This window comes from Streptomyces aurantiaciflavus (assembly GCF_049808595.1).
Lineage (GTDB): Bacteria > Actinomycetota > Actinomycetes > Streptomycetales > Streptomycetaceae > Streptomyces.
On sequence record NZ_JBNCAQ010000005.1, the window covers coordinates 110566 to 131565 of the forward strand.

At 70.1% G+C, this 21000-nt stretch carries 18 protein-coding genes, 1 tRNA gene and 1 pseudogene; 10 read left to right on the top strand and 10 right to left on the bottom strand.

Annotated elements, in window-relative coordinates; genetic code table 11:
* Positions 1–88: 88 nt before the first annotated feature.
* On the bottom strand, positions 89–1126 hold the full coding sequence (locus ACPT94_RS07165) for a ParB/RepB/Spo0J family partition protein (protein ID WP_425245431.1): 1038 nt from the start codon (positions 1124–1126) through the stop codon (positions 89–91).
* Between the two features lie 129 nt (positions 1127–1255).
* A complete protein-coding gene (locus ACPT94_RS07170) occupies positions 1256–1441 on the bottom strand; it encodes a hypothetical protein (RefSeq protein WP_425245432.1) in 186 nt (61 codons plus the stop codon).
* Between the two features lie 392 nt (positions 1442–1833).
* Between ACPT94_RS07170 and ACPT94_RS07175 the strand changes: the two genes are divergently transcribed.
* The 4 genes from ACPT94_RS07175 (at position 1834) to ACPT94_RS07190 (ending at position 4821) form a co-directional block, all read left to right on the top strand.
* Complete coding sequence (locus ACPT94_RS07175; protein ID WP_425245433.1) at positions 1834–2316, top strand: hypothetical protein; 483 nt, start codon at positions 1834–1836, stop codon at positions 2314–2316.
* 72 nt (positions 2317–2388) lie between these two features.
* Positions 2389–2940: a hypothetical protein gene (locus tag ACPT94_RS07180; RefSeq protein WP_425245434.1), complete on the top strand. Its 552-nt coding sequence runs from the start codon at positions 2389–2391 to the stop codon at positions 2938–2940.
* Positions 2941–2962: 22 nt separating this feature from the next.
* The gene (locus ACPT94_RS07185; RefSeq protein ID WP_425245435.1) at positions 2963–4216 is read left to right on the top strand and encodes a DUF6545 domain-containing protein; all 1254 of its coding nucleotides are present in this window, start codon (positions 2963–2965) and stop codon (positions 4214–4216) included.
* A gap of 5 nt (positions 4217–4221) precedes the next feature.
* The gene (locus tag ACPT94_RS07190; protein WP_425245436.1) at positions 4222–4821 is read left to right on the top strand and encodes a phosphatase PAP2 family protein; all 600 of its coding nucleotides are present in this window, start codon (positions 4222–4224) and stop codon (positions 4819–4821) included.
* 45 nt (positions 4822–4866) lie between these two features.
* On the opposite strand, the gene ACPT94_RS07195 is transcribed toward ACPT94_RS07190, so the two are convergent.
* On the bottom strand, positions 4867–5835 hold the full coding sequence (locus ACPT94_RS07195) for a recombinase family protein (RefSeq protein WP_425245437.1): 969 nt from the start codon (positions 5833–5835) through the stop codon (positions 4867–4869).
* 202 nt (positions 5836–6037) lie between these two features.
* Positions 6038–6235, bottom strand: a complete 198-nt coding sequence (locus tag ACPT94_RS07200; RefSeq protein WP_425245438.1) for a helix-turn-helix transcriptional regulator — start codon at positions 6233–6235, stop codon at positions 6038–6040.
* 351 nt (positions 6236–6586) lie between these two features.
* On the opposite strand from ACPT94_RS07200, the gene ACPT94_RS07205 reads away from it, so the two are divergent.
* Positions 6587–8170, top strand: a complete 1584-nt coding sequence (locus tag ACPT94_RS07205; protein ID WP_425245439.1) for a tyrosine-type recombinase/integrase — start codon at positions 6587–6589, stop codon at positions 8168–8170.
* A gap of 157 nt (positions 8171–8327) precedes the next feature.
* Here the strand turns inward: ACPT94_RS07205 and ACPT94_RS07210 are convergent.
* The 3 genes from ACPT94_RS07210 to ACPT94_RS07220 form a co-directional block, all read right to left on the bottom strand.
* Positions 8328–8403 (bottom strand) — tRNA-Arg (locus ACPT94_RS07210).
* A gap of 64 nt (positions 8404–8467) precedes the next feature.
* Complete coding sequence (locus ACPT94_RS07215) at positions 8468–10195, bottom strand: IclR family transcriptional regulator domain-containing protein (protein ID WP_425245440.1); 1728 nt, start codon at positions 10193–10195, stop codon at positions 8468–8470.
* A gap of 146 nt (positions 10196–10341) precedes the next feature.
* On the bottom strand, positions 10342–11670 hold the full coding sequence (locus ACPT94_RS07220) for a M6 family metalloprotease domain-containing protein (RefSeq protein WP_425245441.1): 1329 nt from the start codon (positions 11668–11670) through the stop codon (positions 10342–10344).
* A gap of 258 nt (positions 11671–11928) precedes the next feature.
* Between ACPT94_RS07220 and ACPT94_RS07225 the strand changes: the two genes are divergently transcribed.
* Positions 11929–12573 carry a TetR/AcrR family transcriptional regulator gene (locus tag ACPT94_RS07225; RefSeq protein ID WP_360336503.1) on the top strand — a complete coding sequence of 215 codons (645 nt, stop codon included), beginning with the start codon at positions 11929–11931 and terminating at the stop codon, positions 12571–12573.
* 393 nt (positions 12574–12966) lie between these two features.
* Positions 12967–14505 (top strand): MFS transporter, encoded by a 1539-nt coding sequence (locus tag ACPT94_RS07230; protein ID WP_360336505.1) that lies wholly within the window; start codon positions 12967–12969, stop codon positions 14503–14505.
* A gap of 129 nt (positions 14506–14634) precedes the next feature.
* Here ACPT94_RS07230 and ACPT94_RS07235 read toward each other — a convergent pair whose 3' ends face one another.
* Positions 14635–15144, bottom strand: coding sequence for a MarR family winged helix-turn-helix transcriptional regulator (locus ACPT94_RS07235; protein ID WP_360336507.1), 510 nt, complete (start codon positions 15142–15144; stop codon positions 14635–14637).
* Between the two features lie 175 nt (positions 15145–15319).
* Between ACPT94_RS07235 and ACPT94_RS07240 the strand changes: the two genes are divergently transcribed.
* Positions 15320–16087: a dioxygenase family protein gene (locus ACPT94_RS07240; protein ID WP_360336654.1), complete on the top strand. Its 768-nt coding sequence runs from the start codon at positions 15320–15322 to the stop codon at positions 16085–16087.
* A gap of 182 nt (positions 16088–16269) precedes the next feature.
* Here ACPT94_RS07240 and ACPT94_RS07245 read toward each other — a convergent pair whose 3' ends face one another.
* Positions 16270–16800: a GNAT family N-acetyltransferase gene (locus ACPT94_RS07245; RefSeq protein WP_425245442.1), complete on the bottom strand. Its 531-nt coding sequence runs from the start codon at positions 16798–16800 to the stop codon at positions 16270–16272.
* Between the two features lie 204 nt (positions 16801–17004).
* Here ACPT94_RS07245 and ACPT94_RS07250 point away from each other — a divergent pair, with 204 nt between their 5' ends.
* Together ACPT94_RS07250 and ACPT94_RS07255 are read left to right on the top strand one after the other, a co-directional pair.
* Complete coding sequence (locus ACPT94_RS07250) at positions 17005–18003, top strand: sigma-70 family RNA polymerase sigma factor (RefSeq protein WP_360336511.1); 999 nt, start codon at positions 17005–17007, stop codon at positions 18001–18003.
* A 617-nt stretch (positions 18004–18620) separates the two neighbouring features.
* On the top strand, positions 18621–19430 hold the full coding sequence (locus ACPT94_RS07255) for a TetR/AcrR family transcriptional regulator (protein ID WP_425245443.1): 810 nt from the start codon (positions 18621–18623) through the stop codon (positions 19428–19430).
* A 238-nt stretch (positions 19431–19668) separates the two neighbouring features.
* On the opposite strand, the pseudogene ACPT94_RS07260 reads toward ACPT94_RS07255, so the two are convergent.
* Positions 19669–20547, bottom strand: a pseudogene (locus ACPT94_RS07260) (helix-turn-helix transcriptional regulator); the annotation flags it as partial.
* Positions 20548–21000 lie beyond the last annotated feature (453 nt).

The following is a 21000-nucleotide window of genomic DNA, read 5'->3' on the forward strand; positions in this document are numbered from 1 at the left end:
GTACACGCCGCCCCCGGTGCCCGCCGATACGAAACAGCCGGGACCCGCACCAGGGCCCCGGCTGCAACACATGCGCTCGGGCAGCAGCTCAGGCGGCAGCCTTGAGCTCCGCCTCTGAGGGCTCCTCGGTCGCCACCCCGGCGATCTCGGCCTCGCTCGGCTCCTCCGCGCCCTCGACCTCCTCGATCGCCTCGGCCTCCGGCTCAACCTCCAGTTCCGGCCGCACCGTCAGCTGCTTGGCCTCCGACATCGCCTTCGCCTTCCGCAGCTTCTTCACCGCTTCGGCCGCCGCCTTGCGCACCCGCTCCACCGCGTCCAGCTGCTTGCCGACCTCGCCCTCGAACAGGTCCGCCAGTTCCGACGGCGTCATCTTCCCCAGCTCCTCGAGCAGGGTCCCGGCCCGCTCGACCTGGTCCACCCTGCCCCTGGCCTGCTTGCGCTCCTTGGCCTTGTCCTCCTTCTCCTTGTCCGACAGTTCCTTCTCGGAGAAGAAGCCCTCCTGGTTCTCCTTCATCCGCAGGGCCTGTGCGAAGGTCGAGGCGTCCGTCTCCGTCTTGAAGTCGCCCTTCATGTACCGGGTGACCGCCACCTTCTGGTTCGCCGGCGTGAGCTTGGAGAGGTACCAGGCGAAGTCCGCCTTGATCTTCCCCTCGGCCACCAGTTCCGCGATGTCCGTGGTCAGGTTCAGCAGGTCCATCCGCCACCGCACGTAGTCGGTGGTCTTGCCGAACATCTCCGCGATGCGCTCTGCCTGATAGCCGAACCCGACCAGGTCCGCGTACGCCTGCGCCTCCTCCATCAGCGTCATGTCCGCCCGGCCGATGTTCTCGGAGATGCCCATCACGAACGCCTGCTCGTCGTCGACGCTGCCGACGACCTTGGCCTCGATGGTGGTGGCGCCCTCCACGAGGTGCATCGCGCGCCAGCGGCGCTCTCCCATCACGATCTGGAACTTGTCGCCGGCCGGCCGGACCACGATGGGCTGGAGCTGGCCGACCGAGCGGAACTGGGCCGCGAGCTCCTCCAGCTTGGCCTCGTCGAAGAACTTGCGGGGCTGGTCCGGGTTGGGCTCGATGTCCGCGAGCGGGATCGCGATGACCTCGATGTTCGCCTCGGTGACGCTCATTTTCGTCGACTCCTCGCACTTTCGGTCTCGCAGGACGGGTTCCTGTGAGGTGATAGCTAAATACTATGATCAATCGATCATGAGCGTCAAGTAAGTTTTATACAATTGTGTGCCAGTGAGGGAAGGGAATCAGTCTTCCGTCTCAACATATGTAGAAGGGAGAAGTTCCGGGTTCAGCTCGACGTCGGCCCCGATGAACACCTTCCAGATCTCCATATCCCGCCAGCTCTCGCCCTCCGGGTCAACTTCCGGTGCCCCGATGGAGCTGCTCTCGCCGCGCGCCCCCGTCGCTTCCAGCGGGTCGTGCCGCTCCATGTCGTCCCCTCGGTTACCTGTGGTGTCCCTCTGTGATCCGGTGCTCGTGCTGCCGCGCCCGCCTGGTTCCCGCGCCCTCGGGGAGGGGTCGGCCGTGCGGGGCGGTCCGGACGGCCGTGTAGGCGAGTTGTCGGCGGCTCGCATCGAGGGCCCCTCTGGTGGCAGGCGTCGTGGGAGTGGGGCGGCCGGCCTGTCGTGTCAGGGTGTCCGGAAGTGGAGGGTGGGCGTCCGGGGTGCCTGGCATGAGCACAACCGCTCAATTACGCTACGGATCCAACACATGACCTTCACGAACTGTCAAGGATCTTTGGGTTGTTGAGTCTTGATCGGCCAAAGATATGTGGTCACCGGCTGCCACGTGGCCTGCGGACTGGCCGGCAGAGGAGATGCTCATGACGCCGCCTGACGGCACGGCCGTGGACGAGTGGTCGTTCAGCGCCCGGATGCTGAACCTGCTTTTCGAAGCGGCGGCGGCGGCGCGCAACGGCGTGGAGTACACCAACTCCGAAGTCGCGGCCGCCATTAACCAACGTGCCGGCAGGCGCGTGATCTCCGACGAGACGATCCGCAAGCTGCGTACACCGGGTGGTCCTCAGCCGTCGTTCGACAGGGTCGCCCACCTCGCCGCCTTCTTCCAGGTGCCGCTCGACGCCTTCAAGGACGGCACCCACACTCACGAGGCCGTCGCCGCCGAAGCGGGCAAGTTGCTCGAAGCGCGCCGGAAACACACGGAGAAGGTGGACCGCGAGGTGGCGAAGGAAGCCGACGACATCCGGATGCTGGCACGCAGCGCCCGACGGCTCGACTCCCGCGGACTGAAGCTCGCCATGGAGTTCATCTCCAGCTTGCAGAAGATGCAGAAGCACCAGGACTGAACGCCGACCCTCCCGGAAGCCTCCAGTGATGAGCCCCCTCTTACCGATGACCGCGGGCGGTGTCTCCCACCCGTGCTGAGACCTGCCCTGCGCCGCCGCTGTGTCGAAGCACTCGACGGCTTCCCCGTACCGCACCCCTTGACCATCGAGACGCTGCACCGGGCCGCCGTCGAACACCACGACCGGCCCCTGGTCCTGCACCGGGAACCGTTCCCGCCGGGCCTCCAGCGCCCGTGCGGCATGTGGTGGCCGACGGAGGAGGCGGACCACATCTGGGTGGCGCCCGAAGCGGCCGGTGCTCACGCCGTGCACACGTACGCCCACGAGCTGGGCCACCAGCTCCTTGGCCATCCTCCGCTGCCTCTCATAGCCGCCGGCGAGAAGCCGTCCGAGCCCGTCGAACCCGCGGAGTCGGTGACGTTCACGTGGCTCTCCCCGGCGTTTCTCGACGGTGATCTCCTGGGAGTCCGTACGCGGTCCTCGAGCCGCCACCGCGATCCGCTGTACACCGAACGCGAGGACGAGGCAGAGTCCTTCGCCGTCCTTCTTCGGCAGCGCGCCGCAGCGCACAGCTCAGGTCGACACGCCGACCCCCTGCTGGACCGGCTGCACCGCAGCCTCTGACCGACAGCTGGAAAACCCTCACATGATCAGAGACGACGTCATAGCCCTGTGCACCATCGTGCCCTTGTGGGCCTGGTGCCTATGGCGCATCGGCTATATCAGAAGCACTCGCGGGCAGCGGGAGCTGTGGACGGTCCTGGCGCTGCTCGCGCTCGGCGCGACACTGCGCCTGAGCCACGTCGAGCGTGCTGTCACCCGGTGGTCGGGTGTCACCGACATCTCGGTCCTGGTCAAACACCTGGCGGTCATCCTCAGTTCCGTGCTGCTGTGGCGCTGGGTGGATTCCATAGCGGCCGATGGTGGGCGCCATCGGTGGTGGCGGAGACTGACAACCGCATGGCCGCGCACCATCACCGCGGTGGTCGCCGTCGCCGGTGCCGGCGCGACGTTCCCCTTCTCCAGGCCCTCGGTCGTGGAGGCCGACGGCGACCGGAACTTCATCGTGGCGCAGTCGGGCGATCTGGCCGGGACCGTGTACGTGGCCGCTTACCTGGGCACCATGGCCGTGGCCCTGACCTTCTCCGGCGCTCTGTGCACGGTCGCCGCCCGGGCGGCACGGCGTTCCGGTCAGCGGATGTTCAGCACGTGCATGTACCTGATGTCCCTCGGCTGCTGGACAGGGGTCGGCTACTCCCTCTTCCGGGGCAGTTACCTGGTCTACGGCCTGGCCGACATCGCCTATCCCATGTCCGCTGAGGCTGCCGACGATGTCGCGAGCCTTGTCCAGGTCGTTGCCATCGGGCTGATTCTGGCCGGCGTGTCGTTCCGAGGCTGGGAGAACGCCACGCGCGTGGTCCGGCGCCGGCGCTGGCTGATCGCGTTGCGATCCCTGTGGCTGGAGCTGGTCTCCGTTCTGCCCGCCGAGGCCATCGTCCGTGTTCTCGCGGAGGCTCCGTCGCCGTCCCGCGACCGGTACCGCCTGCGTGGCCTGTGGGAACGGCTGGACCAACGGGTGCTCGACATCAGCGACTCCGCCCTCGAGGTCCTTCCCTGGATCGCGGCGGACCTGCCGCTGAGAGCCCTGGAAGCCGCCCGCGCCCACGGCTTGGAAGGCGGCGACGCCGAGGCCGCGGCTCAGGCGCTGTGCCTGCGGACCGGCCGCCGCGGTCGCGCCGACGACGAGCCCCGCGCTGACAGCTCTCCGACCTCGCCGCTCCTGACCATGGGCAACGACCTGGACGTCAACGCGGCCTGGCTCTCACGGGTCGCCAAGTACTACCACTCCCCGCTCATGGATGCCCTCGAGGCCCGCCTCACCATCAGGAACCTCACATGACCACCATGCCCACTGTCGAAGACCACGCTGCTGAAAACCGTGCTGCACGAACCGTCACCGACGGCCTGGAGCCGAAGAACGTCATCCTCGCCGTGTGCCTCGTGCTCGGGGTGGCCCAGGACGACGTACTCGTCGGGTTGGCCTGGGCCGTCCACGCCATCGTGTTCGCCGCCGTGATTCCCATGGCGTACATCAAGTACGGGATCCGCGCGGGACGTTGGCAGGACCGCCACGTGGGACAGCGTGAACGGCGCCTGCACCTCATACCCGTGATCATGTCGTCGGTCGGCGTCGCCATCGCCGCCATGGTGGTTCTCGACGCACCGCCGCAGATGACCGCCTTGGTCGTGGCGATGCTGGCCACGCTCGGAGCGATCCTGCCGGTGACGGCGTTCTGGAAGATCAGCGTGCACACCTCGGTCTCGGCCGGGGCCGTCGCGATCCTGACCGTGGGAGTCGGTCTCTGGTGGACGGCGGCCTTCCCGCTGGTCGCGCTCATCGGCTGGTCGCGGGTCGCCCTGCGGGACCACACGCTGGGTCAGGTGGTGGCCGGTGCGGCACTCGGCAGCCTCGTAGCGGGTGGCGTCTTCACCTGGCTGACCTGAGCAGGTCCCCTGCGGGCGGCCGGACGCCGCCCGCAGGTGCGGGCGTCACCGCCAGAAGATGTCGAACCGGGTCTCGTCGAACTTCCGCGAACCGCGCACCGTCGCCGGGCCCACGCGCACCTCCCGTACGGTGAGCTGGACCAAGTTACGGCGCTGCTGGCGACCGGCAGTCTCGTTCCACCAGGTCTCGACGCCCTGTGGGGTCAACTCCGGCAGCTCCTCGAGTGCCTTCCCCCGACGTACAGCGGCCATCGCCTCTCCACGGCGGTTCTCGAGGGCGGCCTTCGCCGCCCTGAACTCGCTGAGGTTCAGGTCCCTGGCGCCGAACGCCTTCGCCAACTCCTCCTTGTGGCCTCGCAGTTCCTTCAGGAACTCCTCACCCCGACGAGCCTCCGCCGCGAACCGGTCACGGATCGCGGCCAGGCGCTTGAGCTGCTTCGGGCCGGCCAGCCGGGCGACGACGCGTTCACCCACGTACTCGTCTAGCGGCTCGGCGGAGATGCGCACCTTGCCGCAGCCTTCGCTCTCGCAGACGTACCCTCGCCCGCCGTTCGCCGTGGACCTGGGCGTCAGCGGCTGCTTGCACAGCGCGCACGTCGCCGTGCCGCCGGAGAGATAGTGCACGTGCCTGGGCCTGGTGCCCTGGCTCTTCCTGTTCCCCTGGAACAGTTCCTGCAGGGCGCCGAACGTCTCGCGGTCGACCAACGGCTCGGCGGGACCCGGAACCAGCTCACCCTCCGCGTTCTCTCTGAGGCCGGCAATCGCCGGATTCAGGAGGCGGCGGCGCAGCGTCGTCGGAGACCAAGAGCGCCCCGACACCGTCGGACCCGCGTTCTCAGTCATCCAGTCCGCGGTCTCCGCGAGTGTCCTCTTCTCCTCGAGAAGACGCTTGGCGGCCGCCGCCAGCCAGGCAGCCTCATCCGGGACGGCGGTGACACCGTCCGTCTCGTGGCCATAGGCCCTCATGTTCTCTCCAGCCCGATTCCCCCTGCTTCCCCGGACAGGGTATGCCAAAACGCAGCATTGTCACCCCGACATGTAGAGCTGTTCGTGAGTCCGGTTCAGCCGCTGCATGGCGGACTGTACAGCGGGGAGATCGGCTACCGGGGAGTTCGGGCATTCTGGCATGTGCCGATTGACGGCTGGTGTGGCGGAGACCGTGCAGTGCCGGATGTCGAGGGGGCGGATGGGGCTTGCGGTGTCTCGCTGCCTTTTCTTACGGCCGAACCCCCAGTGCTTCCCACAGCTCGGAAGTCAGCACCCTGCGCTTGCCCTTGCCGTACGGGTGCACGGGCACCGGGAACTCTCCGGACTTGATCAGTTCGTACGTTGTGTTCCTGCTGAAGCCGAACGCCCTGCCGGCCGTCAGGACGTCGACCGTCACGGGCAGGGCGAGGACCTCGTCCCGGGTCACTGAAGCACCACCGCCTCCGAGGTCGCGTCGGTGGCCGGATCGTTTCGCTCTGGCATGTTCAGACTCTCCTGTTCCGCCCCCGCGCCTCCCAGGAAGTCCCGGCGGAGTCTAAGTTCTCTCCTGGCTACGGAACAAGATCCATGCCAAAGATGTATGGCGCCTGGCTGTGATCTGCCACGACACATGTTCTTTGTTGGCGTCGGTCGCTCCATCGTCGGTGCAGAGAGGGCTCGTGACGGTACTGGAGTCTTCAGCGGGCGCTGTGCCCTCTCATCCAGATAGGAGACAGACCTTCTGTCTCTACATATGATCGCGGCTGCGTGGCTGCTCAGGTGAGTTCCAGGAGGGGATGTGTTCAAAGGCTCTGTCTACAAGCGCTGCGCGTGCAGGGGGCCCGTGCTGGACGAGGACGGCGAGTTCGTCCTCGACAGCAGAGGCAGACCGAAACAGCGGCAACTCGGCTCGGAGTGCCCGCAGATGGGCAAGCGTGACCATGGCCTCTGGTACTTCACCATGGAGCTGCCGGCCGGACCGGATGGCAGGAGACGCCGGGTCCGCAGGGGCGGCTTCCTCACCAAGAAGAAGGCCGAGGACGAGGCGCAGAGCCTGTGGGACGAGGCGCAGGACGGCATCGACGTCCTCTCCGACGAGACAGTCGAGCACTTCCTGCTCCGCTGGTTCGACAAACGCGTCGACCTCAAGCGCTCCACACGCGAGAGCTACCGCGACCACATCCACCGGGTCTTCATCCCGGCGCTCGGCCAGATCAAGATGCGGGACTTGCGTACCCGGCACCTGCAGGAGATGTTCGAGCAGATCTGGCGTGACAACGAACAGCGCGCCGCCAACCGGGACGCCGCCGAGCTGGCCAGGCTGGAGTGCGAGGCCGCCCATCGTGCCTGGAAGCGGGCGGCCAAGCCGCGCCCGCCCGAGCTGCGTCAGCACTGGAACGCGGCCAAGGAGAACCTCCGCGAGGCCCGCCGCAAGCCCCGGTACATCACCGGCCCCGGCGCCCAGCTCAAGCTGAAGACCGAGCTCAGCGCCGCGCTCGACTACGCCCAGAACACCGAGAAGCTGATCAGCGACAACTGGGCCAAGCACGTCGTCCTGCCCAAGTACACCCCGCCCAAGCCGCTCGTCTGGACCGACGAACGCGTCGCCCACTGGCGCGAGACGAGGGAGAAGGCGGGCGCGGTCATGGTCTGGACGGCAGAGCAGACCGGCGCCTTCCTCGACGGTGTCGCCGAGCACCGGCTCTACCCGATGTTCCACCTCATGGTCTTCCGCGGCACCCGCCGTGGCGAGTCCTGCGGCCTGCCCTGGCGTGAGACCGACATGACCGTCGGCACGGTCCACATCAGCGAGCAACTCGTCGCCGCCTCTTACGACGTCTGGGAGGACACCCCCAAGAGCGACAGCGGTGCCCGCACCATCCGGCTCGACAGCCAGACCCACCAACTCCTCAAGTTCTGGCGGCGACGCCAGCAGACCGAGCGCGCGGAGTGGGAGGAGAAGCACCGCAAGGAGCCGAAGAAGTACGGGCCTTACGTCGACTCAGGCCGCGTCTTCACCTGGGAGGACGGCCGCCCGTACCACCCGGAGTACCTCTCCCAGATCTTCAACCGGCTTGTCCAGAAGCTCGACCTGCCGCCGATTCGGCTCCACGACCTGCGCCACTGCGCCGCGACGCTGTCCCTCGCGGCCGGCATCCACATGAAGACCATCCAGGTGATGCTGGGGCACTCCTCGTACAAGCTCACCGCCGACACCTACACCAGCGTTCTCCCGCAGCTCGAACAGGAAGCCGCGGACGCGCCCGTGGCGATCGTCCCGCGCAAGGCGCGGCAGAAGCCCGGCCAGGGCGAGGGGCCGCGACCGCCCCAGGCCGTCCCGGACCCCGAGTCCCCGGCCATCGAAGAGGAGCCGGCCGCGTAACCGGATCACGGGCTGCAGGGGGCCGCAGCGAGCCGGCACAGATACAGGACACACGCCGCCGCGAGCCTCGGCCTCACATTGGTCCCACAGGGCACGAATCAGCCCCCTCGGAGATCACTCCGAGGGGGCTGTTCGATACTCCGTGCCTGGTCAGGCATGGTGCCCCCGGCAGGATTCGAACCTGCGACACCCGCTTTAGGAGAGCGGTGCTCTATCCCCTGAGCTACGAAGGCAGGGCAGTGGTCGTGTGGACCACAGGCGTCAGCGTACCGGATCTCGTGGGGCGGAGTGTGGGGGTCAGGTCAGGGGGACACGGGTGAACCGGGACGCGACGTGGAGGTCCGTCTCGATGTAGGACGCCGTCGCGGTGAGGGCGGGGAGGATGTCCTGGACGCATTCCTGCGGGGTGCGGCGGGCCGCGTGGGTCGCCACGTTCAGGGCGGCGACCGTGCGGCCGGTGCGGTCGCGGACGGGGACCGCGATGGTGCGCAGGCCGTCCTCCAACTCCTCGTCCGTCAGGGCGTAGGGCGAGGGTCCGGCCCCGGCCACGGCTCCGGCCCCGGTCGCGGGCCTGTCCCCGGTCCCGGCCCCATGCCTGTCTGCGGCCCCGACACTGTCCCCGTCCCGATCCGCAGCCCCATGCCCGTCCCCGGCCCCGTCCATGTCCCCACCCCCACCCCAGCTCCCCGCCTCCCCCAGCAGCACCATCCCCGCCGACGTCCTGGTCGCCGGTGCTCGTGTGCCGATCCCTAGGTCCACGCTCATTACATGGCGGGCGGCCACCCTTGCCGTGTACTGGATCTCCTCGCCGGTCTCCGTGAGGATCGCCAGGGACGTCGATTCGTGCAGGTGGGCCGTGAGGGCTGTCATGTGCGGGGTAGCGATGTGGGGGAGGGAGGTGCGGGACAGGGGTGGGAAGCCGAGGGAGAGGACCTGGGGCGTCGGCGTGAACGTCCGGTCGGAGGTCGGGGTCACCAGGCCCAGGTGGTCGTAGGTGATCAGGGCTCTGCGGGCGGTCGCCCTCGCCAGGCCCGTCGCTCTGGCCACCTCTGTGAGGGTGAGGGCGGCTCGGCCCTCGCCGAAGGCGGTGAGGACCGTCAGACCGCGGGCGAGGGATTCGACGAACTCGCGGCCCAGTTCCTGCTTCGAGGCGCCCGTCCACAGGGCCAGGCCCGCGGGGGGCGGGCCCGGCTCGGGGGGCGGGGCCTGGCGCAGGTCCTCCTCCATCGCCGCCACCGCCGTCGCGAGCCGGGGCAGGAGGGTGTCGCGCAGGTCGGCCGCCGTGTGTCTGCTGGTGTGGCTCACCACGTTCGCCACGCAGGCGATGCGGCCCGTACGGGGGTCCCGTACGGGGACGGAGACGGCCACCAGGCCGGGTTCGATCAGCTGGTCGTCCAGGGACCAGCCGTCCGCCCCGGCCCGCTCGGTGCGCCGTACGAAGTCCTCGTCGGGGGTGGTGTGCGGGGCCGGCGGTACGGCGGGGAAGGTCCGGTCCTGGGGGTCCGTCGTGCGGCGGGTGCGCCAGTGGGTCCAGTCGGTGTCCGTCCACTCCGTCGCGAAGAGCGGGCCCGGTGCGGTGCGTTCGGCCGGCAGCAGGTCGCCGATGCGGAAGCTCAGGGACATGGCGCGGCGGCGGGTCGCCTGGTGGATGAAGCGGATGCCGTCACGGTCGGCGACGGCGAGCGAGACCGACTCGTCGAGTTCGTCGGCCAGGGCGTCGGCGCGGGCGGACAGCAGGGCCGGGAGGCGCAGGGCCGCGAGGTAGGCGTTGCCCAGTTCCATCACCGGCGGTGCCAGTACGGCGTCGCGGCCGTCGAGGCGGACGTACCCCATGCGGGCCAGGGTCGCGGCGATGCGGTCGACCGTGGAGCGGGCGAGGCCGGTGGCGCGTTCCAGGGCGCTCAGGCTCATCGTGCCGCCCGCCGTCGTCAGTTCCCGCAGCACGGCGACCCCGCGGATCAACGGCGTGACCGCCTCCGCGGGAGGGTTCTCCGTGGCGGGCGTCGTGGGCGTCTTGGCGGGCATCGGTTCTCCGGTACGGCGGTCGCGGCACGCCTACCGTAGTCACAGCCGGGCCCGGCCCCTCCAGCAGGACGGGCGGCGCTCCGCACGGCGGCCGGTCGGGCGGCCGGTCGGGCGGCCGGTCGGGCGCCGGTGCGGATCGCGGGATCTCAGCCCCGCGTCACCCGGACCCGGTAGTCCCCCTTGAGGTCCGCCGCCGTCACCGAGATCCGGACGGACCGTTTGGGGTCCTTGAAGGTCTCGCCCGGTACGAAGGGCGCGTCGGAGAGTTCCGCGTGGACGTTCGGGCTGCGGGTGCAGCCGCCGCTGTGGCGCTGGGAGTCGTGGACGGTCACCGGACCCATGCCGGTGTCGACGTCCGCGTCGACCTTGTAGATGAGGATGCCGGGGCGGCACACCGCCTCGTCGTTGCCGCCGCGGGTGCGCAGTTCGACGGCGTAGCCGGTACGGCCGTCCAGCGGGACGAAGATCAGTTTGGGGCCGCCGCGCCGGAAGAGGGGGGTGAGGGTGTACTCCTTCGTGCCGGGGGCGGCCGCGCAGTCGATCTGGCCGGGGTCCAGCCAGCCCAGTTTCCACTTGTGCCAGCCGAGGAGGTCGTTGTTGGCGCCCCAGTCCTCGCTCATGATGTCCCAGTGGCCGACGGCGCCCCCGCCCTCCTGGGTGTAGAGGTCGGGCAGGCCGAAGACGTGGCCGTTCTCGTGCGGCAGGACGCGGTAGCCGGTCTTGTCGTAGGAGCCGGAGCCGTCGTCCTGGCGGGAGTAGACGAAGGAGGCGTTCGAGACGGGCACGCCGTCGGCCACCGGTGCCTCGGCGTTGCCGGCGAACGTCACCGACAGGACCGTGTCCAGCGCGGAGGGGCCGGCGTTCGGGGTGACCAGCACGTTCAGGAGGTCGTACGCCCGGAAGTCGACGGCCGGGTCGGCGGCGGCCACGATGTCCTGGACCAGTTCCCGGTAGCCGGGGTCGAAGGGCGCGCCGCGCTCTATGCGGTACTCCTTGAACGGCTTGGGCATGCGCAGCCAGCCGCGGACCGGGGTCGCGGGGCGGTAGTCGAGGCGGCCGTAGGAGGCGGTGCGGAACCACTGCCGGGTCTGGGGGAAGAACTCGCGGAAACGGTTCTGCGCGCTGCCCCGGCCCGGTGCGTCCGGGAAGTCGATCATCAGGGTCAGGGCGCGGACGGTGCCCGTGGAGCGGGTGTAGCCGCCGGGTGTCGGCACGCCCTCGGACATCTGGACGGAGGCGCCACCGCTGATCATGCAGGGGGCGAGGGCGGCGGAGCGGGCCAGGGAGATGGGGCCCGCCCCGGACGGCGTCGGGCTCGGGGCGAGGGGGCCGGAACCGGCCGAGGTGCTGACCGCGAGGGTCAGCACGGTCACGGACGCGAGGGCGGCCAGGCGGCGCGGGCGTATCCGCCGGGGGAGCGGCTCCGAAGGCGTGCTCCGGCGGCCTCCCCCGGAGCGCTCGGGTCGCGGCTGCATGCAGGGACCTTTCGCTCCAGGCAGCCACCCGTCACCGACTGCACCCTTGGGATCACCCTCCGCCGCGACGCGCCGAGGCGCGCGCTGGGGCGACCGTTCGGGGATTACCTGGCGGTAGGGCGTATGTGGCCCAGGTCACAGAAAATGAAGCAGCGGGCGGGAAATATCCGGGGATCCTCTCCCCGTTTAACCAGACGTCCGACTGAAACGGGGAGAGGATCCCCGGATCGGTTTCTCCACCACTGTCAGGAGTACGCCGTGCAGACCGCAGCCCCCGCGCCGCGCAAGGCGACCCGGCCGCGCGCCGACGCCCTGCGCAACCGGGAGCGGATCGTCACCGCCGCCCGCGAGCTGTTCGTCGAGCTCGGGCCCGACGTGCCGCTCGACGACATCGCCCGCCGGGCCGGCGTCGGCAACGCCACGGTGTACCGCAACTTCCCCGACCGCGACGCGCTGGTCCGCGAGGTCGTCTGCTCCGTCATGGACCGGACGGCCGAGGCGGCCCGGCGGGCGCTCGCGGAGACGGGCGACGCCTTCGGCGCGCTGGAGCGCTTCGTGCACACCGCCGCCGACGAACGCGTCAGCGCGCTGTGCCCGATGGTGGCCAGCACGTTCGACGTCAACCACCCGGATCTCGTCGCCGCCCGTCTGCGCACCGAGCAGCTCGTCGAAGAGGTCATGGAACGCGCCCGGCGGGCCGGGCAGCTCCGCGAGGACGTCGGCGTCGGCGATCTGCTGGTCGCCGTGTCCCAGCTCAGCCGGCCCCCGGCGGGCACCGCCTGCCTGAGCGCCGACCGCTTCGTCCACCGCCATCTGCAGCTGTTCCTGGACGGGCTGCGGGCCCCCGCCCGCTCCATCCTGCCGGGCGCGGCCGTCACCCTGGAGGACCTTCGCCAGGCCTGAGCCCACGGGGCCGCCCCGGCCCACCCGAGCCGATCACCCTGATCACCCTGATCACCGGAGCTGATGACCAGCGCTGATCACCCGAGCTGACACCCCTGATCACTAGAGCTGGTTTCCCTGATCACCCGAGCTGATCAGCGATCCGACCGACCTGCCTGCCTGCCTGCCTGCCCGATCCGAGCGTCCGACCCGCCTGCCCGATCCGACCGCACCATCTGCTTGCCCGACCTGGTCGCCCGACCGGATCTTCCGACCGGATCTCCCGGCCCGATCGCCCGAGTGATCACCGACCCGATCACCGGCCGTCACCCGGGACGGCCCGTTCCTCGACTCGTCCTTTTTTCGCTCCGACTCACCTTTTTTCCGTCACGAAGTCCCGAAGTGGGTATCCCCATGTCTGAAACAGCCACCAAGGCTCCCGGCGCCCTCCAGGCGGATCCGGGCCGCTGGAAAGCGCTCGTCTTCATCGCGCTCGCCCAGCTGATGGTCGTCCTCGACGCGACCATCGTGAACATCGCGCTGCCCTCCGCCCAGCAGGACCTGGGCATCTCCGACGGCAACCGGCAGTGGGTCGTCACGGCCTACGCCCTCGCCTTCGGCGGTCTGCTGCTCTTCGGCGGCCGGATCGCCGACCTGTGGGGCCGCAAGAACGCCTTCCTCGTCGGCCTGACCGGCTTCGCCCTGGCCTCCGCGCTCGGTGGCGCGGCGACCAACGAGGCGATGATGTTCGGCGCCCGCGCCCTCCAGGGTGTCTTCGGCGCGCTGCTCGCGCCCGCCGCCCTCTCCCTGCTCGCCGTGATGTTCACGGACGCCAAGGAGCGCGCCAAGGCGTTCGGCATCTACGGCGCGATCGCCGGTGGTGGCGGCGCCGTCGGTCTCATCCTCGGCGGCTTCCTCACCGAGTACCTGGACTGGCGCTGGACGTTCTTCGTGAACATCCCCTTCGCCGTGGTCGCCGCGGCCGGCGCCTGGTTCGTCATTCGTGAGCCGGAGGGCGGCCGCAACCGCTCCCCGCTCGACATCCCGGGCGTCATCCTCTCCACGCTGGGCCTGGTCGCCCTGGTCTACGGCTTCACCCGCGCCGAGTCCGAGGGCTGGAGCGACTCCCTGACCGTCGGCATGTTCGTCGCGTCCGGTGTGCTGCTCGCCGCGTTCGTGCTCGTCGAGGCGAAGGTCAAGGCCCCGCTGCTGCCCCTGCGCGTGGTCACCGAGCGCAACCGCGGCGGTGTCTACCTCTCGCTCGGCCTCGCGATCATCGCGATGTTCGGCCTGTTCCTGTTCCTGACCTACTACCTGCAGGTCGTGAAGGGCTACTCCCCGGTGAAGACCGGCTTCGCGTTCCTGCCGATGATCGCGGGCATGATCACCGGCTCCACCCAGATCGGCACCCGCCTGATGACCCGGGTCGCGCCCCGGCTGCTGATGGGCCCGGGCTTCCTGACCGCCGCCCTCGGCATGCTGCTGCTGACCCGCCTGGAGATCGGCTCCTCGTACGCGGCCCTGCTGCTGCCGGCGATGCTGCTGCTGGGCCTCGGCATGGGTACGGCGTTCATGCCGGCCATGTCCCTGGCCACGCAGGGCGTCGAGCCGCGGGACGCCGGTGTCGCCTCCGCGATGGTCAACACCTCGCAGCAGGTGGGCGGCGCCATCGGCACCGCCCTGCTGAACACCGTGGCCGCCTCCGCGACCACGTCCTACATCAAGGACCACATCGCCGGTGCGGCCTCCAAGCCGCAGCAGCAGCTGGTCCAGCTGGAGGGCATGGTGCACGGCTACACCAGCGCGATCTGGTTCGCCGTCGGCATCCTGGTCACCGCCGCCGTGATCGCCCTGACCCTCGTCAACGCCGGCAAGCCGGACATGGGCGCGGTGAGCGGTTCGGAGTCGCAGGACGCCGAGGACGCCGTGCCGGTGCCGGTGGTCGCCCACTGACGTACGTAACCGAGTAGGGCCCGTACCTGATCGGGCTGTGCTTGATCAGGGTCGGACCTGATCAGGCAGTACCTGGTCGGGCCGTACCTGATCAGGGTCGTACTCGACAGGGCCGTACCCCCTGGGTCCTCAGCGGAGCCAGGGGAGGTCCGCACCCGCTTCGTTGGGCTGGAGTCCCTCGGCGACGATCTCCATGATCTCGCCGAGGGACTTCTGCTGTTCGGGGGTGAGGCGGTCGAAGAGCGCGTTGCGCACGGTGGCGACATGGCCCGGCGCGGCCTTCCTGAGCACCTCCATGCCCTCGTCGGTCAGCACCGCGAACTGGCCCCGCTTGTCCCAGGTGCAGTCCTCGCGCCGTACCCAGCCGTTCTTCTCCAGGCGGGCGACGGCGTGGGAGAGGCGGGAGCGGGTGATCTTGGCGTGCATCGCCAGCTCGGTCATGCGCAGCCGCCGCTCGGGGGACTCCGCCAGCTTGACGAGCAGCCCGTAGTAGACGTGGGGCATGCCGGCGTCCCGTTGGAGCTGGCGGTCCAGGTGGTCCTCGAGGAGGTAGGAGGCGTGCAGATAGGAGCGCCAGATGCGCTGCTCCTCTGCGGTGAGCCACTGGGGCTCGTCGGTGGATGCGGCTGCCTTCGTCATGTACTCCACTGTACGGGGCCTGTCTTTGAAATTTAAACAAGTGGGTTATACAGTAATGACTGTACGAGATTTAGACTTCAAGTACTGATGGATGCGGGGGCCTGCCGACAGGCCCTCGGAGGGAGTCGCCGCCATGTCCGCCGCCACCGAGGAGCGCGCCGTCCCGCAGGAGCGCATGCCCGCCCTCTACCTCAGCCACGGCGCCCCGCCCCTCGCGGACGACCCCGTCTGGCCCGGCCAGCTCGCCGCCTGGTCCGCCGGCCTGCCCCGGCCCAAGGCCGTCCTCATGGTCTCCGCCCACTGGGAGGAGGCCCCGCTCGCCCTCGGCGCCGTCGAGACCGTCCCCCTCGTCTACGACTTCTGGGGCTTCCCCGAGCACTACTACCGGGTGAGGTACGACGCCCCCGGCGCACCGGAGCTCGCCGCGTCCGTACGCAAACTGCTGCGCGCCCCCGGCACGCCCGTGCAGGACATCCCCGACCGCGGCCTCGACCACGGCGCCTACGTCCCGCTCGTCGAGATGTTCCCCGCCGCCGACATCCCCGTCCTGCAGATCTCCATGCCGACCCTCGACCCGGTGAGGCTCATGGAGATCGGCCGCAGGCTCGCGCCCCTGCGCGACGAGGGCGTGCTGATCGTGGGCTCCGGCTTCTTCACCCACAACCTGGCCGCCCTGCGGCACGGGGGAGGAGGGGTGCCCGGCTGGTCGGCCGAGTTCGACGACTGGGGCCGGCGGGCGCTGGACGCCGGTGACGTCGACGCGCTGCTCGACTTCACCCGCAAGTCCCCGGCGGGACAGCTCGCCCACCCGCGCACCGAGCACTTCGCGCCCCTGTTCGTGACCATGGGGGCCGCCGACGCGGCCGGCGAGCTGGGTGACCAGAAGTCGGTGATCGACGGGTTCTGGATGGGGCTGGCGAAGCGGTCGGTGCAGTTCGGCTGAGATCCGGGAGGACTTGCGGACTTGCCGGGTTCCCCGGGCCTTCTCCGGGGTTTCCCCGGGAGCTTCCCGGGTTTCCTTCTCTCAACGGCCGTAACTGTCCGAGGTCGGCGCTCCGTGCTCCGGACGGCCATGGCTGTCCGACGTCAACGCTTCTTGCTCCGGACGGCCGTGGCTGCCTGAGGTCAGAGCTCCTTCTCGTACCAGGCTACGTCCCAGTACCTGCCGAACTTGCGGCCGACCTCGCCGTACGTGCCGATGTGGCGGAAGCCGAAGCGCTCGTGCAGGCGGACGGACGCCTCGTTGGGCTGGGCGATGCCCGCGTACGCGCGGTGCAGGTCCTCGTCGGCCAGGGCCGCGAACAGGGCCTTGTACAGCAGCGTGCCGACGCCGCGGCGGCCGGCGTGCGGGGCGACGTAGACCGTCACCTCCACCGAGGTCGAGTAGGCGGCCTTCGGCCTGTAAGGGCTGGATGTGGCGTACCCCAGGATTTCCTGTGAGTTGCCCCGGAGGTCGCCCTCCGTGGCAACCATCAACCGGTACGGGCCGTCTTCAGGGTGGGAGAGCAGCCAAGGGCGGCGCTCTTCCGGAGTGAAGACCGCGGTATCGAATGTGATGGGCGTCTCACGAACGTAGTGGTTGTAGAGGTCCGTGAGGGCTTCGAGGTCACCCTCGACTCCCGGCCTGACCTGCACCTCTGTGCGTTCCGACGGCATCCCGCCTCCTTGTGTGGCCGGACAGGGTACTGCAAGATCAGAAAAAATGAGGGGCGGGTTGGGAATTCTGTCCTGATTCCAGTCGTTGTTTCCATCGGATGCAGGGCACCCGAGGAGAGTCCCGGTGAGAGTCCCGGGAGGACCCGAGAAGTGGCCCGGTGTCCACGGACCACCCGCTGACCCCACCATCGCAAGGGAGCACGCATGGCAACCCGTGCCGTCGCCCGTCGTCAGTCCGCCACCGGCGAGACGGCCGACGCGGCAAGCAGCGCTCGCGTCCACGGCGGCGAGATCGCCGACCGCGATCTGGTCGGCATGTACCTCGACGAGATCGCGCGCACGCCGCTGCTCGACGCCGCCAAGGAAGTCGAGCTGTCGCAGATCATCGAGGCGGGTGTGTTCGCGCAACAGATCCTCGACGGATACGAGGAGTCCAAGGCGGACGCCTCCCGCGAGGAGCTCGAGGCGCTCGTCGCCGACGGAGAGCGCGCCAAGGACATCTTCATCCGTTCCAACCTCCGCCTGGTCGTCGCGGTCGCCCGCCGCTACCCCCGCAGCGGACTGCCCCTGCTCGACCTGATCCAGGAGGGCAACGCCGGCCTGGTCCGCGCGGTCGAGAAGTTCGACTACCGCAAGGGCTTCAAGTTCTCCACGTACGCCACGTGGTGGATCCGCCAGGCCATCACCCGCTCCATAGCCGACCAGTCGCGCACGATCCGGCTGCCCGTCCACCTCGTGGAGGAACTCGGCCGCATCCGCCGCGTCCAGCGCGAGTTCAACCGGGAGAACGGCCGCGAGCCCGAGCCCGTCGAGATCGCCGCCGAGCTCGGCTCCACGCCGGAGCGCGTCATCGACGTGCTCGACTGGGCCCGCGACCCGGTCTCGCTGAACATGTCGGTCGACGACGAGGGCGAGACCCAGTTCGGTGACCTGCTCGAGGACACCTCCGCGGTCTCCCCGGAACAGTCCGTCCTGACCCTGCTGCGCAGCGAGGCCCTGGACGGCCTCATCGACCGCCTCGACCCGCGCACGGCCTCCATCATCAAGATGCGGTACGGCATCGAGGACGGCCGCGAGCGGACGCTGACCGAGGTCGGCAAGGAGCACGGACTGACCCGCGAGCGGATCCGGCAGATCGAGAAGCACGCGCTGCTCGAGCTGAAGAAGCTGGCCCGCGACACCGGGTTCGAAGCCGCCGCGTGAGCGGCCCGGTGGCATGGCGACGCGAGGTGGCGTGGAGTCGCAAGGCCCGCGCCACCGGCGTACGCGGGGTGGCTGAAGTACGCGCAAAACATGGCGGTACAACGCCGCTTCAACCCGCGAGACGGGGGAACAAGACTTCAGGGCACGAGAGTTCGACACCACCGGACCTCGAAGCCCTCGCGTGAGCATGGTCGGAGCACTGTTCCCCCACCCCCAGGATCGCTCTGCTCCACCCGGACCCCTGAACACCCCTGAACACCCCGAACCTGTGAACGCCCCGACCCGTGAGGGCCCGGGGTCGTGAACACCCCGGACCAGTCCCGACGCAATCCCCCCGGCGCCGGGACTTCCCGAGCCGGGCTTCGGTGCCTCTCCCCCCAGGCGCCGGGGCCCGGCTCCCTTCGCGCAGCCCCCGGGCGGGGGAGCGCGGGAGGGAGGAGGGGGCGGGCGGGTTGCTGCCGCACACGGCTCACAGGGGCGGACGGGCCCACCCGGCCAGGGCCGACGGGCGCTCGCGCCGGACGTGCGGGCATGCTGGAAGGCGGGGCACCCCGTACCTGAACCACGGGGTGACCCGCCGAATGGCAGATTGTGCCACATGGGCATAGCCTGCCGATGTGACCAGCTCCACCCCCGCACCACCGCCCTCCCCCGGATCACCGTCCGCCCCGACTTCGCTGACAGAGCGACGCAAAGCGGCGACCAGGATGGAGATCGCCGGGGCGGCGGCCCGCCTCTTCGTGCAGCACGGCCTGAAGGCCACCCGCGCCGAGGACATCGCCCAGGCCGCCGGCATCGCCCCGCGCACCTTCTACCGGTACTTCGCCACCAAGGAGGAGGCCGTCGCCCCCCTCTACGCGGCAGGCGCCCAGCGCTGGGCGGAGGCGGTACGCGCGGCCCCGGCGGAACTGCCGCTTCCCGAGGCCCTGGAACACGCCGTACGGCACACCCTGACCCCCGGCGCCGGAGTGTCGGCGGCCTCGTGGGAATGGGCCCGCACCCTGATCCGCCTGGCGGCGACCAGTCCGGCCCTGGGCAAGGTCTGGGCCGAGGTCTGCCATGCGTCGGAGGGGACGCTCGCCGAGGCTCTCGGGGCGCGTGCCTCAGGGGTCGACAACGTTGCCGAGGCGGCCGCCGGGAGTGTTGACGAGGCGTCTGCAGCGGGCGTTGACGAGGCGACCCCTGCGGGCGTTGCCTCCTCGGCTCCCGCGGACATTGCCGCGCCGGCTCAGGCTCCGGCTTCCGCTTCCCGTCCCACTCCCCGCCAACGCTTCACGGCGGCGGTCGTGTGTGCCGCGATCAGGGTGGCCGTGGAGAGCTGGGCCATGACGGACCGCCCGCCGAACGGTGCGGACGGCCCGGCCGAGCTGGCGCTGCGCAATCTCGAGGCGTTGCGGGGGTTCGGGTGGGTGGAGGGGGAGCGGTGAAGGACTTGGCCGGGGGCCGGGGGTTGGGGGTCGGGGCCGGGAGCCGGGGTCGTGAGCCGGGAGCCGGGTCCGGGGGCCGGGTCCGGGGGCCGCCGCCGGGGGTGACGGAGGGGCGAGAGAGAGGCGCGGGGCGCGGTAAGCCCTGCGGGGGAGAAGTACGGTCTCAGCGGGGGAGAGGGATTACGGCCTCAGCGGGGGAGAGGGATTACGGCCTCAGCGGGGGAGTGGTACGGCCAGGTCAGCCGGTGTCGGCCGCCCTCGCCAGTCGCCCGCCCAACTCCCGTACACACTCCACCAGTTCTCCCGGCGCCCGCACCGAGAACTCGCACCCCACCATCGCCAGCCGCACCGCCAGCCACTCCACCGATTCACCGGTGACCCCGCGCAGCGCGCACCCGCCCTCCTGCTCCACCGGGCTCCCGAACCACGCCGGCATCCGCCCCGCCACGTACTGCGCCGACGCGGCGAACGCGACGTCGAACTCGTACGTCTCCTGCCGCCGCTGGATCGACTGCCGCAGGTACTCGGCCGCATCGCCCTTCGGCACCTCCCGTGGAGCGAACCGCGCCCCGGTGGCGAACGGCTCGCGGACGCGGTCGACGCGGAACGTGCGCCAGTCCTCGCGTTCGAGGTCGTAGGCGACGAGGTACCAGCGGCGTCCCGTGGACACCAGCCGGTACGGCTCGGTCAGCCGTCGTGACTCCGTGCCGTCCTTCGCCCGGTAGGCGAACCGCAGCCGCTCCTGCCCGGCCACCGTCGACGCCATGACGGTCAGTGTCTCGGGCGCGATGCTCGCCCCGTCGCCGCTGGTCAGCGGGGTGGTCGCGGCCTGGAGTGTGGAGACGCGGTGGCGGAGCCGGGACGGCAGGACCTGTTCCAGCTTCGCGAGGGCCCGTACGGACGCCTCGTCCACCCCCTCCACGGCGTGCCCGGCGCCCGCGCGCAGACCGACCGCGATCGCCACCGCCTCCTCGTCGTCGAGGACGAGCGGTGGCATTGCCTTGCCGGCGACCAGCCGGTACCCGCCGTCCGAGCCCTTGGTCGCCTGCACCGGATAGCCCAGCTCACGGAGCCGGTCGATGTCCCGCCGGACCGTACGGCGGGTCACCCCGAGCCGCGCGGCGCGCACGCCCCCCCGCCCATCGCGGGGCCCCCGGACCCCCCCGCTCCGGGCGCGGGTGGTGGCCCCGCGGGCCGGGCGGGGGGCCCACGCCGAGCCGATCGGCGAGCTCGCCGCCCGGCCATTCGCGGGGCGTCTGGAGGAGGGAGAGGAGCTGCAGCAGCCGTGCCGGGGTGTCCGTCGTCATGCATCCGAGGATGCCGCACCTCTAGGACATGATCTGACCTAATGCCCTTCTAATGTCGCAGCATGACTTCTACCGAGACCACGCCCACCGCCGGTGGGAACACCGGAAACGCCGGTGAGAACCATCGCAGCGCCGAGGGAAACGCCGGTGCGAACCCCGGGAGCGCCGGGGCTGACGCCGGCCGGCGCAGCGGGGTGGACGCTCGAGACTACGGGGCGGACGCCGGAGACCGCGGGGTGAACGTCGCAGACCGCCGTCGTTGG

What these genes read in the sequence shown, in the direction of transcription:
- ACPT94_RS07250 (WP_360336511.1), top strand. Translation starts at nt 17,005, where the DNA reads ATGGCAACCCGTGCCGTCGCCCGTCGTCAGTCCGCCACCGGCGAGACG.
- ACPT94_RS07235 (WP_360336507.1), bottom strand. Translation starts at nt 15,144, where the DNA reads ATGACGAAGGCAGCCGCATCCACCGACGAGCCCCAGTGGCTCACCGCA.
- ACPT94_RS07190 (WP_425245436.1), top strand. Translation starts at nt 4,222, where the DNA reads ATGCCCACTGTCGAAGACCACGCTGCTGAAAACCGTGCTGCACGAACC.
- ACPT94_RS07245 (WP_425245442.1), bottom strand. Translation starts at nt 16,800, where the DNA reads ATGCCGTCGGAACGCACAGAGGTGCAGGTCAGGCCGGGAGTCGAGGGT.
- ACPT94_RS07230 (WP_360336505.1), top strand. Translation starts at nt 12,967, where the DNA reads ATGTCTGAAACAGCCACCAAGGCTCCCGGCGCCCTCCAGGCGGATCCG.
- ACPT94_RS07175 (WP_425245433.1), top strand. Translation starts at nt 1,834, where the DNA reads ATGACGCCGCCTGACGGCACGGCCGTGGACGAGTGGTCGTTCAGCGCC.
- ACPT94_RS07165 (WP_425245431.1), bottom strand. Translation starts at nt 1,126, where the DNA reads ATGAGCGTCACCGAGGCGAACATCGAGGTCATCGCGATCCCGCTCGCG.
- ACPT94_RS07215 (WP_425245440.1), bottom strand. Translation starts at nt 10,195, where the DNA reads ATGCCCGCCAAGACGCCCACGACGCCCGCCACGGAGAACCCTCCCGCG.
- ACPT94_RS07170 (WP_425245432.1), bottom strand. Translation starts at nt 1,441, where the DNA reads ATGGAGCGGCACGACCCGCTGGAAGCGACGGGGGCGCGCGGCGAGAGC.
- ACPT94_RS07240 (WP_360336654.1), top strand. Translation starts at nt 15,320, where the DNA reads ATGCCCGCCCTCTACCTCAGCCACGGCGCCCCGCCCCTCGCGGACGAC.
- ACPT94_RS07185 (WP_425245435.1), top strand. Translation starts at nt 2,963, where the DNA reads ATGATCAGAGACGACGTCATAGCCCTGTGCACCATCGTGCCCTTGTGG.
- ACPT94_RS07220 (WP_425245441.1), bottom strand. Translation starts at nt 11,670, where the DNA reads ATGCAGCCGCGACCCGAGCGCTCCGGGGGAGGCCGCCGGAGCACGCCT.